The organism is Enterococcus sp. C50 (assembly GCF_040887505.1).
GTDB lineage: Bacteria > Bacillota > Bacilli > Lactobacillales > Enterococcaceae > Enterococcus_B > Enterococcus_B thailandicus.
Map to the genome: position 1 here is coordinate 273,582 of NZ_JBFOFW010000003.1, position 14,007 is coordinate 287,588.

Annotated in this window: 11 protein-coding genes; 9 read left to right on the forward strand and 2 right to left on the reverse strand. The window is 35.4% G+C overall.

The features are described from left to right. Positions 1-189: 189 nt before the first annotated feature. The 7 genes from AB3I20_RS06090 to cls all read left to right on the forward strand — a co-directional run bounded on the left by AB3I20_RS06090 (position 190) and on the right by cls (position 8,549). The gene (locus AB3I20_RS06090) at positions 190-1,638 is read left to right on the forward strand and encodes a helix-turn-helix domain-containing protein (RefSeq protein WP_368027093.1); all 1,449 of its coding nucleotides are present in this window, start codon (positions 190-192) and stop codon (positions 1,636-1,638) included. 145 nt (positions 1,639-1,783) lie between these two features. Next, positions 1,784-2,905: a M20/M25/M40 family metallo-hydrolase gene (locus tag AB3I20_RS06095; RefSeq protein WP_067482631.1), complete on the forward strand. Its 1,122-nt coding sequence runs from the start codon at positions 1,784-1,786 to the stop codon at positions 2,903-2,905. 6 nt (positions 2,906-2,911) lie between these two features. After that, positions 2,912-3,751 (forward strand): YitT family protein, encoded by an 840-nt coding sequence (locus AB3I20_RS06100; RefSeq protein WP_067482629.1) that lies wholly within the window; start codon positions 2,912-2,914, stop codon positions 3,749-3,751. Positions 3,752-3,768: 17 nt separating this feature from the next. After that, the gene (locus tag AB3I20_RS06105) at positions 3,769-4,974 is read left to right on the forward strand and encodes a hypothetical protein (RefSeq protein ID WP_067482627.1); all 1,206 of its coding nucleotides are present in this window, start codon (positions 3,769-3,771) and stop codon (positions 4,972-4,974) included. 80 nt (positions 4,975-5,054) lie between these two features. Next, a complete protein-coding gene (locus AB3I20_RS06110) occupies positions 5,055-5,579 on the forward strand; it encodes an HdeD family acid-resistance protein (RefSeq protein ID WP_067482625.1) in 525 nt (174 codons plus the stop codon). 347 nt (positions 5,580-5,926) lie between these two features. Then, a complete protein-coding gene (locus AB3I20_RS06115; protein ID WP_067482623.1) occupies positions 5,927-7,036 on the forward strand; it encodes an AI-2E family transporter in 1,110 nt (369 codons plus the stop codon). Then, positions 7,026-8,549: a cardiolipin synthase gene (cls, locus tag AB3I20_RS06120; protein WP_067482621.1), complete on the forward strand. Its 1,524-nt coding sequence runs from the start codon at positions 7,026-7,028 to the stop codon at positions 8,547-8,549. Before AB3I20_RS06115 ends, cls begins: the two co-directional genes overlap by 11 nt. Before the next feature lie 420 nt (positions 8,550-8,969). Here cls and AB3I20_RS06125 read toward each other — a convergent pair whose 3' ends face one another. After that, entirely contained in the window at positions 8,970-9,179 is a 210-nt protein-coding gene (locus AB3I20_RS06125) for a hypothetical protein (protein ID WP_067482618.1), read from the reverse strand. 283 nt (positions 9,180-9,462) lie between these two features. On the opposite strand from AB3I20_RS06125, the gene AB3I20_RS06130 reads away from it, so the two are divergent. Both AB3I20_RS06130 and AB3I20_RS06135 read left to right on the forward strand, forming a co-directional pair. Beyond that, positions 9,463-9,810 (forward strand): hypothetical protein, encoded by a 348-nt coding sequence (locus tag AB3I20_RS06130; protein ID WP_067482616.1) that lies wholly within the window; start codon positions 9,463-9,465, stop codon positions 9,808-9,810. A gap of 436 nt (positions 9,811-10,246) precedes the next feature. After that, positions 10,247-13,426 carry a chitobiase/beta-hexosaminidase C-terminal domain-containing protein gene (locus AB3I20_RS06135; protein ID WP_067482614.1) on the forward strand — a complete coding sequence of 1,060 codons (3,180 nt, stop codon included), beginning with the start codon at positions 10,247-10,249 and terminating at the stop codon, positions 13,424-13,426. A gap of 43 nt (positions 13,427-13,469) precedes the next feature. Here the strand turns inward: AB3I20_RS06135 and AB3I20_RS06140 are convergent, their stop codons facing one another. After that, complete coding sequence (locus tag AB3I20_RS06140) at positions 13,470-13,982, reverse strand: hypothetical protein (protein ID WP_067482612.1); 513 nt, start codon at positions 13,980-13,982, stop codon at positions 13,470-13,472. Positions 13,983-14,007 lie beyond the last annotated feature (25 nt).

Below are 14,007 nucleotides of genomic sequence, written 5' to 3' on the forward strand. Positions count from 1 at the left end.
GACTTTATTTATAAGTACAGACTTATTAAATAAACATTTGATTCGCTAAGGTGAACGATAAGTAGCTCAAAAAAGGAGAATTTTCTAATTCATGGTATGATAATTTTATAAATACTGTAAACGCCCACAAATAATGTGCTGAGAGAGCTGAAATACATAAAAAGGCATTAAGTAAGGAGGGGAAAGGATGTGTACAAAATTGGTCGTCGATTAGTTTTAAGTAAGACGTCAAAAAGAAAAATAGCTATGCTGAATTACTTATTAGCAGGACCAAAGACCATTCAGGATACTGCAAAACACATTCATGCTTCAGAAAAAACAGTTCGGCGATTATTAGCTATTTTAGAAGATGAGTTACCAAGTGAGATTAAAGTAGAAATTTTAAGATCATCTGTTCTAATCTTACAGGTCTCGGATTATTTTGTCTTTTCGTCGCTAATGAAATCTTGGGCAGGAGATAGTCCACTGTTCAATGTCGTTGAAGCACTTTTCTATAGCGAAAAACTAACAATCACGGAATATGCGGATCAACTTTTTTTGTCTGAATCATCGACTAGAACATATCTAAAACTATTAGAAAACATAGTGGAGGAGTATAACCTGACCTTGAAGCTATCACCAGTGGTTATTTTGATAGGAAAGGAGGCTGATGTTCGTTATTTTTATTTTCATTTTTTTCATTATTCAGGCGAATTAGCTACTGAAAGCCCACAATATCAAATAAACGCCAAAGGCTTATACGATTATTTGGACTATCTTGCTTTAGAATATCAAATTCCTTTATATGTTGATTACTCGCGAGTGTTGCTGTGGATGTTTGTAATCGAAACTCGATTGTCACAAGGAAACACAGTGATAATCGATGAGAAGATCATTACTCAATATTGGAACACATCTTACTTTCAGCAGTATATGAAAGCATTTCAACTCTTTTTTTCGACAAATGAAATTTGGAAAAATAGTTCAAAGTCTGAGTTGGTTTATGCCTATATAACAAGGTTAAGTACAGTTGTTTATGAAGATGGAAAAGTCTATTTTGTAGATGAATATATAGAAGAATTAGAAAAATACCATGGAATTGTCTCGGAGTTTTTTTCCCAATACCAATTGAATCGTGTCGTCTATTCTGAACTAGAATTCAAATTGAAAGCTTTTTTAACGAATTTATCTTTTTTGACAGATACGACTGTATTACATCAACGGCTTGGTGTAGAGGCTCATTTTCCTGAAACGTATGCGCCAATATATAATTTGTGGGAAGAATTGTTGGAAAATTCCGACTGGAAATTTAAACATGATGTGGCAAGAAGTCTAAGTTATTTGACTTGTACATCACTGATGCAAAGGGATTATAATTACAAAAATGTTTTATTCGTTTTAACCGGTGAACCCGTACTTATCCCTTATTATAAGGGGATTATCCATCGATTATTACCACATGAAGCTAGTGCTCATTTCTTATTTAATAAGCCAGTGTCCAATGAGTTACTGCAAGCGCTAGATATTGATATTATCGTTACCAATGTCATTATCAACCAGCGTCAATTGGATCGGAAAAGATGTGAACTGATTCGTTTGTCAGATAACCCCAATGAAAAAGAATGGGAAGCTCTTGTAGAAAAGCTATATCGAGTGTGATTTTTTCTACAATCAAAAATTTCAAAAAATTCTTTCGTTTTCCAACGAAATTCATATAAATGCGCGAAGACATTCTGATAATCCTAGAATCATAAAAAAGTAGGACGATATTGAACAATAATTTGACGAAATGAGGGAATAAAAAATGACACGTGAACGATTGATTAACACATTCTCCACACTTGTTGAAATTGATTCTGTTTCCAAAAATGAAGCAAAAGTCCATGAATATTTGATTCAGGGATTCAAAGAGTTGGGCTTAACGGTAAGAGAAGACGATAGTAAAAAAGAGACTGGATTAGGCGGAAACAATATTATTGCGACCTTAGCTGGAAATAGTGATATCGAGCCTCTATTTTTCTCGAGCCACACGGATACAGTTCCTCCTGGAGAAGGCATCGAGGTAATTGAGAAAGATGGAAAGCTATTCTCTAAAGGAAATACCATATTAGGGGCAGATGATAAAGCAGGAATTGCGATCATGATTGAAACAATCCAACAAATCAAAGAACAATCTATCCCCCATGGCACGTTGGAATTCGTGTTATCTCCAGGAGAAGAGATTGGTTTGATTGGGTCTTCGGCTTTGAATATGAATTTAATCGAAGCTGCGAATGGCTATGTATTAGATAGTGGCGGAGCAGTAGGCAAAGTAACAATTGCTAGTCCGACATTGTACATGTATGACGTAACAATCACAGGTGTCGCTGCACATGCAGGAATCGAACCTGAAAAAGGTGTTTCTGCGGTCGCCATTTTGGCAGATGCTTTACCAACTATCAAGATTGGTCGGTTAGATGAAACGACGACGACTAATATTGGGGTAATTCAAGGTGGGGAAGCCACAAACGTTGTGCTGGACCATCTGTTAGTGAAAGGAGAAGTTCGCGCTGTAGATCCTCAAAAAGCGGACAAATTGATTCAAGAAATGACAGATGCTTTCCAACAATCAGCAGAAAAACACAATGGTTCGGTAACAATTGACACGAAAAAAATGGCAACTGGTTTTCATGTTAGTGACGAGGAACAAGTAATGCAGTTATTCTTAGAGGCTACAAAAAATCTTGGGTTTGAGGCAATTCGTGAAGTCAGTGGTGGCGGTAGTGATGCCAATGTCTTTAATGAAAAAGGCAAGACGGTCGTCAATTTGTCTATAGGATATGAAAAAATTCACACGACAGATGAATACATTCCTGTGGAAGAAATGGAAAAGGCTGTTCAATTGGTCATCGAATTAGTAAAAAATTCACCAAATAAGGCAGAGTGATCAACTATGGTAGCACAAGTGAAACATTTTATGAAAATCGTCTTGGCTGTGCTCATTTTGGCCGTTAGTATCAACATGTTTTTGGGCCCTCATCACATTGCTGCCGGTGGTGTCAGTGGAATTGGTATCTTAGCCGAAACAGCTTTGGGTATTGGGCGATCATGGGTCGTTTTGTCATTAAATATTCTGGTTTTGGTCTTAGCAGCCATTTTTCTTGGCAAGACTGTCTTTTTAAATACAGTGGTTGGTAGTGTTGTTTTTCCATTGTTTTTACGAATTGTTCCGGAAGTGATGTTGACGAGTGACCGGCTATTATCGGTTATTTTTGGGAGTTTGATTTTTGCGGTGGGGGTCTCCATTCTATACACAATCCAAGCGTCCAGTGGTGGAACGACGATTCCGCCGTTGATCTTTGAAAAGTATTTTAATCTGAATACGTCCGTAGGTTTGTTTGTGACCGACTTTATTATTGTTTCCATGAGTTTATACGTTTTTGGCTTTGAAGAGTTTTTGTTTGCTATTTTATCAATCGGAATTACATCCATTGTGATGACGTACATTGAAACAGGGATGAAGCGACGTAAAGCTATTATGATTATTAGTCAAACAGAAGCTGCAGTTTTACGAGCTAGTCTCATGGAAAACGTGAATAGAGGGTTGACGATTTTAGATATTCGAGGTGGTAGACAGGAACAAGCGCGTGAAATGTTGTTGATTGTTGTTTCAAATCAAGAATACCCAGAGGTGAAAAGAATTGTTGATGAGATTGATCCAAAAAGTTTTATGATGACGTACAATGTTGCTGAAGTTCATGGGGCAGGATTTACGTATCATCCAATACAGTAAAATAGGAGGGCAAAAAGATGGAACCAATTTTAGCGTTTACGATTGTTATGTTGATTTGGACGATTGGTGAATTTGTTTCAACTAAAACGAAAGCACTTGTCTCCATGATGCTCGTGGCATCAATGATTTTTTTAATTGGGTTTGCCGGAGATTTTCTGCCACATGATTTGATTCAAGATTCTGGACTATTAGGACTCGGAAATGCAGTAATTGGTATCATTATCGTTCATTTAGGAACGATGATGAGTCTTGAGGATTTAAAAGCACAGTGGCGGACATTTGTCATTGGCTCGTTAACAGTTGTTCTGATGACGGTCATCTTGATTTTTGCGGGTGAATTAATCTTTGATCGAAATGTTGCAATTGCAGGAACTGCCTCAATCACAGGAGGAACTTTATCCATCTTGATGGTCCAAGATAAGGTAAATGAAATTAATTCTGCCGGTGGTAATTTAGGTATGTTATCCAGCTACCTATTAGCGGTTTTTCCATTATTGATTCTTAATTTGAAAAATTTAGTTGGTTTCTTAGTTACTGCCAATATTTTGAAAAAAGAAGCGTTACGTGTGCGAGGCGAATACCGTAAAGGAAATCTGACTTTTTATGAAAAAGAAGTAGAAGAAAATACGAAAACAGAACATGAAAGTGTATTGCCAGAATTTTTACAAACGCCTTATGGAACGCTCTTCATGTTAGGGGTAGCGGTTTATGTTGCTCGTTTGCTGAGTAGTTTAACAGATGGCTATGTGAATACGTTTGTGATTGCTTTACTACTTGGTATTTTATTACGTCACTTTAAAGTGTTGAAACCTAATGCGTTGTCAACGACAGATTCCTTTGGGTTATTAATGATTTCAATCATGGTCATTGCATTTGGTCCATTGGCTGATATCGTCCCAGCCGATTTGTTGACGTTAGTTTGGCCAATTCTGTTTTATTTAGTGGCAGGAGTCGTAATTATTTTGGCCATTTCCTACGTAATTGGGAAAAGAGTGGGGTACTCAGGACCACTTTCACTAGCAATTGGTATGACGACGTTCTTCGGATTTCCGGGGACGATGGTGTTAACGAAAGAAGCAGCAGCAGCTGTTGGCGAATCAGACGAAGAAATTGCCGTGATTGAACAAAATATTTTACCAATCATGGTTACCGCAGGTTTTTCAACGATTACGATTACTTCGGTGATTACCGGTGGCTTGATTGTTGGTTTGATGTTTGGTTAGGTAAAATAGGTTATTTGTTAGTAAAAATAACATCCAACAACGAAATGAGTCAATAAAAAGAAAAGAGATGAGGAATATGTATGGATAGAAGTCAGAGAAGTAGAATTGTCGAGATTATCTTAGGAATTGTTTTTATTGGGTTAGGTATCTTTTCATTAAACCGCCCAATTGCAACGTTGGGTGCGTTAGTTATCTGGTTTGGTGTATTTTCGATTATCAGAGGAATTGCCACACTTACTGGAATGGGTGCTTACGGTGATGGCAAGTCACGAGGTGTGCGACTGTTTATCGGAATCGTGGATATCTTTATTGGATTTATTTTTGTCGCAAATTTAGCAAAGGGTGCTTTTTGGCTGGGAATCTTTTTTGCCGTTTGGTTCTTTGTTGAAAGTATCGGAAATCTATTTTTGACCGCGCGTTTTTCTAAAAGATCAGGGATTGCCAAAATCGGCATTCTGATTTTAGACATTGTTTGTTTAGTCATTGCAGTCATGCTTATTTTAAACCCATTAGTGGTGACATTGGCGTTACCAATTTTAGTTGGCTGGTTTGCCATCTTATTTGGGATTGTTCAACTAGTACAAGGACTTCGTTTTTCATCATAATGAAAGGTTGTGGCACAAAGTGGTTAGCTTCAAGTAATAAGGAATCTTTTATAAAAATAGCTTCTCATATTTTTATAAAAAGAGGACTTATTACCGAAGAAGTTGCTTTGGGAACACCGTGAATAGAGGTTGTGGTGCAAAGCGTTTAGCTTCGACAAGATAGCGAGCAGACGCTCAAAATAGCTTTCCGTGTTTTGAAGCGGATGTAAGCTATCTGTAGGAGTTGCTTTGGGAACACCGTTTATTCGGAAAAAGGAGGTGTGACAAAACTTTTGTCACACCTCCTTAAATGCTCAATAAATTGAGAAAAAGAGTTCTAATTAGAATAAAAAGAAGGTGGAACGAGAATGGATTATCTAAAAAAATCAAAATATTTTTATATTCTTGTGTTGCTTTTTAGCAGCTTGCTTGTTTGGTCGGAAATTAAAAATAGTGACTTTCTATCAAGGATAGTGGGGGTTACTTTCAGTACGTTATTAATTCCAGTGATTATTTCAATTTTTTTGTATTACATGTTACGGCCTTTATATCTCTTCCTTTTGAAAGTTGGGAAGAACGAAACCATTAGTTTGATCGGAACCTTTGCGGTGTTATCTTTGCTGATTTATTTTTTAATCAGAGAAGTCATTCCGGTACTATTTGTACAAATAGATACCATTCTCACTGAGTTTCCGAGATGGATCGAAGAATTTGACAAGTGGCTTATTCAGTCCCAGTTATTAGGTGAAGGAAATGTTCAATACTATCTTTCATTGATTAACACCTCGATAGAAGACCTGATTGATCTGATTTTTCTTGGCTTGCAAAATGGTATCCAAATTATTATGGCAATCATTGCTAGTTCATTTTTGGTTGTAAGCTTAGTGCCGATCATGGTGCTGTTTATGTTGAAAAAGACAAATAAACCAAAAGAAGTTCCGGCGTGGATTCCAAAATCATATCGAAGTGTTTCCAAACAGTTTTTCTACGATCTTGAAAAGACGCTTTCCGATTATATTGGTGGAAAGTCACTGGTTTGTCTCTATGTTTTTTTTGGTGCTTGGGCGACGTTCTACTTTGCGGGGTTAAAAGGTGCGTTAGTTTTTGCCGTAATTGCCGGATTGATGGATATTGTTCCTTATTTTGGACCTTGGATTGGTACATTGCCAGCAATTTTGTCAGCCTTGGTGTCCAATGAAGTCAATATCTTTATTATTATTATTGGTATTTTAATTGTCCAATTAGGCGAGTCTTACCTGGTTTCTCCTTATATCATGAGTAAGGAATTAAAAATGCATCCATTAGCAGTGATTATTATTTTGCTGATTACGGGACAAGTTTTTGGTATTTTAGGGATGATTATTGTCTTGCCGTTGGTAGCCGCGCTGAAAGTGATTATTGATTATGGAATCAAGGTTTATCGAATCAGAAAAGCGGAAAGCAAAACGGTTCTTAAGGACTCTGCCCATGAAGAATAAATTCCAACAATTTGCATTGTTAACGATAATTACGATAGGTGTACTAATCCTTTTCTATTGGTATGTGCCACAATTTATTTATGTGACAATGATTGTTGAACTGTTTGCCTTTTTGACTTGTGGGTATTTAGTCTTTTTTGACCAAAGAAATACGACATCAAAATTTGCTTGGATCTTAACAATCATTCTTATTCCGTATATTGGACTTTTGTGTTTCCTTTTGATTGGAAAAAATCCAAAATCAAGAAAATTCTCTGAACAACAAAAAAGAAACGAACGTACTTTGCAACAACATGTATCAAAAATAATCAGTGATGAAAGCCGCTTTCCTGATTTAGACCATCCTTTATCAAGAGAATTATTTCAATTATCAGGTAAGCGTGCGTTGATTGGGAACAAAGTTGATCTGTTTCATGATGGAAAGCAAGCTTTCGCTGAACTCCTCGAAGATATTCGGGTTGCGCAAGATCACATTCATGTATTTTATTTTATTATTAAAGGGGATGCTACAGGTGAAAAGTTGTTGCATCTTTTAGCTGAAAAAGCGCGACAGGGAGTGACTGTTCGCCTGATGTATGATAGCTTGGGCTCAATCAAACTTCCTTATGAATTGATCCATCTCGTGGAAGAAGCTGGTGGAGAAGTGCGAGCATATGATCTCGTTAATTCCCCTTTGTTGAGTACACGTATCAATTGGCGAAACCATCGAAAAATGGTGGTTGTTGATGGAAAACTTGCGCATATGGGTGGCATGAATATCGGAGATGAATACCTAAGCAAAACAGAAAAGTTTCACTATTGGCGTGATACGAATCTGCGAATCAAAGGGCCTTCAGTTCTTGAAGTGCAAGAAATTTTTATCTATGATTGGTTGTTTCTAGACGACAATCAGACAGTGGTAGATAAATTATTGAAACAGACAGATCGTTATTTTCCTTTGTTGACAGAACAATATTCGGCGGGAGAAGCAGTTCAGATTTTATATGGAGGACCTTATGATTCAGAAAGAGTCATCAAGGATGCATTCATTGACATCATTGGGAAAGCAACGAAATCCATCAAGTTGGCCATGCCTTATTTTGTACCAGATGAAGAAGCGTTGTCTGCTTTACGAAGGGCAGCACGTTGTGGCATCAAAATCCAACTGATTATTCCTGGAAAAGGGGATCGAGGGATTTCTTTTCATGGTTCGAATTCATTCATTAACCGTTTGTTAGCAGTAGGAATCGAGGTCTTTTTCTACGATCCAGAGTCGTTTATCCATTGTAAATTAATGATTGTGGACGATGAAATTGCGACGATTGGTTCAACGAATTTTGATATTCGTAGCTTTCACTTAAATCACGAAGTATCTGCGTTTATTTATGGTCCCTCAAAAACGATTGACGAATTAAATCGACAGTTTGCAACAGATCTGGAACAGTCGATAAGCGTGGACCATTACTATCAAACGCGGTCAACATGGACAATTATCAAAGAGCGGTTGAGTGAGTTGTTCATTCCTTTGCTGTGAAGCAAAGGTAAATGGATATGAAGTTATGTAAGCAACTCTAATTTTCGTTAATGCTATAAAAAGGAAAGCTTCTTTGTAGGCTTCCTTTTTTTTATTTGCTCTACCCAATTCAATAAAATTAGTAAAACTAATCTGTTTCTAACTTGTTTTGTTCCATGAATAGTAATAGTGGGCAAAAGCCGTTAGAGATCATTTATAAGGGATTTTTTGGAATCAAGCAAACCAAGTTGATCAAAATTTTTGGTGAAAAATATATAAACATAATTGTAAAAAAATGTTATCCAAAGATGTTCACGTAAGAAACATCTTTGGATAACACAAAAGGAAAGCATTTTATTTGTCACTAAAGTCTGGAAGATTTATATGAACAAAACAAATAAAGTGTTACTAAGATTTAATCAATCATTTACATGAATTCTTTTACAAAAAAGTTGAAAAATCAGCGAAAAAACAATTGATGGCAACAATTAAGAATATGATGGCAAAGACCAAGCCACTCCACAGACCTAACATAATGAAAGGGGAAGTATTCTGGTTTCCTTTTTCTTTCAGATTCGTGAATGCTCGCTTAAACATAATGAATTGCCAAACACTTAAGAATAAAAAAATAAATCCGAACAAATAACGCACGTAATCATCTCCTTATAGAGAAAGTATACACTTACATAAAGATTATTGCTATGTTTTGTATCTATCATAAAAAAACCTACTCAGGACTATCAAATAACGAATTTATCTGATTCTGCTTATCCTTTTACATTTCTGCAATAAGGAGTATGATGGAGTGGAGTAAGAGAATAACTTAACTGAAAAAAGTTTCATACCTATTTTTTTTAAGAGCAACTTGGTTAGTCAATCGTTTGGAAATACCGGATTGATTATCATAAAATTTCAAAACATTGAGGTGGATATCATGAAAAAAGCTAAATGGATCTTTTCTGTCAACGCTGACGGAGTACCTCCATTAGGATACATGGGAACGAAAGCTGGGCAATACCTTTTCGGAAATGGCATGAAATTTCAAAAGGAACTCAAAGCGGAATTAATGCCAGAAGTTGATTTAGAATTTATTAGTTATGATATAAGAGAGCCTAAGGTGTTAGATGCAGATTTAATTATTTATACAGATGTAGATGAAAAATATCTTGATGAAGAAACCAAGAAAAAAGGATTCAGCATTCCTTATAATCTGTACTTTACGAATGATACTGAAAAAATCAGAGAATATGTCATAGCCAATGTAACCAAAATAGCCAATTAACTTTTTCAACAGCTAATCGCAGATAAAAAATTGAATAAAATAATAAAACTGTAAACCATCCAAGTTTGGAATTTTGTTTACAGTTTTTTTGTGCACAGTTATGAATAAGAAAAAAATTTTAAATAAAGTCTATCTAAAAAACGTTATTTTAATTAGCTAACTTACAATATAACGAAATAAAAAAATATTAAGTTATTTTTTTATTTTATTTTTATAGTTTATTGTGAAAATCCGAGATTAACGCTTGCTAAAAAGAACTTATGTTCGTATAATTGTTTTCGAGGAGGTGATTTATCAGCGTCTGCAGAGATGTTCGCACAATTTTTTATTATAAAATATTATAAAAGTGTTTTGCAATTTTGTGCTGTTAGTTTAGATGTAAATAATCAAATGAAAATTATGTTGATGATTCAACAGGAAAGAAGTGATCTTGAGTATGTACAAATTACAAGCAAAGTATTTAACTATTAATTTCAATTTTGAAATGACAGCTTCAGTTGTGACACAAAATGAAAATTCGTTTTCCGTACAAGGACATTTTCGAACAACAGACGATTTGGCTGGACTTATTTGGGAGACGGAAGATACTCACAGCCATGAATCTTTAAAATATCCAACAAATCCGAATTTTAAAAATGTATCGTTAAGCTATGACTATGCTTTAAGTGGGTATACAGAAGCCTTAGATTCTGATAAAGCATCAGCTTTAACGATTCAAACCGTTGATGGAAAAATTCATTATATTCGACTATGGAATTATGTGACTAATCGACCAGAAGACGAATGGGAGAAACAAGAAGGAATTGTCTTTCCAGAAGGAAGAACACCAGGTAATGGAACAGGAAATTTGGGGACAATCCAATTAGATTTTGATAATCTTTATGAAGGTTGGAGTCCATATACGTTTGATGCAAATGGAAAATGGAACAAAAATCCTGAATGGAAAAAAATTGATGTAACGAATATCAAAACGATCATGTGGGCGTTCACACCAATTGGCTATACTGGAAATGGTGGAGGAACTACTCAATATTTAGATGATTCTTATCCTTTTGCTATGAGTATGACGAACTGGAAAGTTACAGGGGACACCTTTCTTGGCAATGAAACAGTAGCCGCTTCTCCTGGAGTAATCAGAATGTGTGATGATTATGATGATAGTTATAATTTAACACCTGAGCGGATTATTGATAGCTATCTCCAATTAGGTTATACCAAAATTGTGAACTTTTACATTGGTGCCTCCCATTACTATGATAAAAAAATTGTAGATGGTACTGGGATTTTACTCGAAGATAAATTGTTCAATCAGGCATTTGAAGCTTGGTATAAAGACTATGTAAGACGATTAGCTGATAACCAAATGGCTATTATTCATTCAATTTCCATGGAAAATGTAGATGCGAAAGAAGAATGGTGGCAACGAACATATGATGGAACACCAGGGACAAGTGGTTGGACACCTACCCCGCATTTTTTAAGTTTCACAAATGCAGAAGTTCAAGCATTTTATCAACGACTAGCAGTTGGCCTAGCTGACATTTCCAATCAATTTGGCTTAACGCCTATCGTGCAATTAGGAGAACCTTGGTGGTGGCATCAAGATGAATTAACTCCTTGTTTTTATGACCAAGCCACTAGAAATCTTTATAAAGCAGAAACTGGATTAGATATGCATGAATTTCATACAGTTAACGAATCAATCGTTGGTCATGAATCAATGCTTTCATGGTTGCAAACAAAAATTGGTTCCTTTACATTAATGTTGCGTGACGCAGTCAAAGTAAATTATTCAAATGCACAGTTCACAGTATTATTCTTCCCACCTTCTGTTATGGATAAGACTCGAACACCGATGATGATGGGAATGGTAAATTTTCCTAAAGTAGAGTGGGCATATCCAAATCTTGATTTCTTTATGCTGGAAGATTATGATTACTTGATTAAGAATCAGATGCGTGAACATCAAGATGTATTAGAATTCATTCAAAATAATTTGGGCTATCCTTCGGAAAAAATTCATTATTTTTCTGGTTTTGTTTTAGATGAAGAGCATTCATTTGTATGGAAAAATATCCATCAGGCTCTAGTTGATGGTTTTAATGAATCTTTTGCGGAAGTATATATTTGGGCTTATGCTCAAGTTAAGCGAGATAACTGGAAACAGCCTAAAGTTATCTACTCATCACATAGAGGAGGGAATTATACACAACCATTCAAGGTTAGCTTCTCATGTGATTCGGATCAACTAATTTATACGCTAAACGGCTTAGATCCGACAATGGAGACTGGTCAAATCTATAGTAGTCCTATTGAAATTGATAAGACAACAGACATTCGTATCGCATATGTAGACGGCGGTTTTATTTCTGAAAGTGTCATTTTCTCATATACAATTCCTATGGCTAAAGAATTGCCTGATAAAATCACTTCAACAGGAAGTTTTTCCGATTGGGTAAATATTAAATCTCTTGCAATTGGTTCAGGTGAAATTTTTGATTTGAGTGCAGCAGAAGATGCAGAGAATTTATATCTATATGCTCGTGGTTCAAATATGAATACATCTAGTAATTTCTATCTTGATACAGGAATGGATACTGGTGCCAATATCTGGTCATGGCCAGACGCTAAAATGAATTATATGATTCAAAATGATAAAGTATATAAATATGCTGGCACTGGCAGCGATTTCAATTGGGATGAAATTGGTAATGCAAAAATGATAAAAACTAATGGATTTGTAGAAATTACGGTCAGCTTAGAAATTTTGGGTCTTTCCAAGCCACAACAAATTAGATTAGGTTATGGAAGAAATTTCGAAGACTTTGCACCAATGCCAAGTAGAAATTCCGCAATCGTTGATACGTTGGTTACAACTAATTCTTTAGTAAATAAGGAAACTATTGCCAAAGAAGAGCTGCTTAAAACATATAAAGCCTTAAATATAAACTCTGCTGGATTCGAATGGGAAAAAACTGTAAGGACAGAACCAGCAACCAATACTATTTTGTATGTAACGCCTCATATGGAATGGAATATTTCAGGTGAAAATTATGGATTGTCTGTGAAAGTATCAAATAATAAAGCGGATCTCACACCTTACTATCATGAGCTGGATAGTTCAATATTGGAATATAGTAAATACTTGAGAGGTGATTCGAAAAATTTCGAAGATATATTAAATAAGTTCGCTCCTACAGTTGGAGATGGAGCTATCGCAGTCGGTATTTCCACAAGAGATGGTTTAATTGGAACAAAAATTCTATTAACATTCAGTAAAACCGTTGAAGATTCTGGAGTCGAAATAGAATCAAAATTCCAATTAGAAATTGAGCTTTATAATCGACCGTTTGCTGGCTCTCCTATTCCAGACCCAGCTTATAATCAACTAGTTGAGGATATCACTTCTGGAGAGTTCAAGCCGACAGTAATACAGATTCTCGGCATTGGCATGGTTGGAGTAGCAACATTGGCTTTAATCTTCTTTGGTTCTGAGATTATAACTTTTGTTGGAACAATAATTATTGGAATTACTGCTGTCATCGTAACTGTCGTTGAAGCATTATTAGTAATAGGAAATTCAATAATGGGAATTTTTGCAAAAATAGCAGGTTAAAATAAATGCGCCGTCCTATTTTTCATTTGGGCGGCGCTTCTTTTCATAGTGAAAGGATAAAAGAGAAAGCTGTGACCAAACATATAATCCCGAATAAAATTCCACAGATATATTTTAGATATACTTTTCGTATATATTCTTTTTCGGTGTCGTCAATTTCAATCAAAATATTTTGTTTCTCAAGCTTAGCTACAACAAAATTTTCTTTTATTAAATGATAGGTATAAACAAACTTTTTAAACCCCGCTAAAAATCCAGCGATGGCTATAATAAACGCAATATAGCTGACTAAATAATATCCATTTAATGCAAAAATACTCATTGGTATTAATAGCAACAACGCAATCATAGCACTAATATTCGCAATTCTGTTATATTTCTTATATAAATTAAGGCGATCATCATTTACCAAATAAGATAGTTTCGTTTCACCATTATTCAAATTGTTTTTTATCAGCTTGGATTTTGTCTTCAAATAGTTATCATTTCTGATTCTGTTGATAAAGATTGTAATATATGAAACTCCTAACAATGCTGACGCAATATAAAATAGCAATCTTATCTCTCCTTTATTCACATTT

What these genes read in the sequence shown, in the direction of transcription:
- AB3I20_RS06110 (WP_067482625.1), top strand. Translation starts at nt 5,055, where the DNA reads ATGGATAGAAGTCAGAGAAGTAGAATTGTCGAGATTATCTTAGGAATT.
- cls (WP_067482621.1), top strand. Translation starts at nt 7,026, where the DNA reads ATGAAGAATAAATTCCAACAATTTGCATTGTTAACGATAATTACGATA.
- AB3I20_RS06130 (WP_067482616.1), top strand. Translation starts at nt 9,463, where the DNA reads ATGAAAAAAGCTAAATGGATCTTTTCTGTCAACGCTGACGGAGTACCT.
- AB3I20_RS06135 (WP_067482614.1), top strand. Translation starts at nt 10,247, where the DNA reads ATGTACAAATTACAAGCAAAGTATTTAACTATTAATTTCAATTTTGAA.
- AB3I20_RS06100 (WP_067482629.1), top strand. Translation starts at nt 2,912, where the DNA reads ATGGTAGCACAAGTGAAACATTTTATGAAAATCGTCTTGGCTGTGCTC.
- AB3I20_RS06115 (WP_067482623.1), top strand. Translation starts at nt 5,927, where the DNA reads ATGGATTATCTAAAAAAATCAAAATATTTTTATATTCTTGTGTTGCTT.
- AB3I20_RS06105 (WP_067482627.1), top strand. Translation starts at nt 3,769, where the DNA reads ATGGAACCAATTTTAGCGTTTACGATTGTTATGTTGATTTGGACGATT.
- AB3I20_RS06095 (WP_067482631.1), top strand. Translation starts at nt 1,784, where the DNA reads ATGACACGTGAACGATTGATTAACACATTCTCCACACTTGTTGAAATT.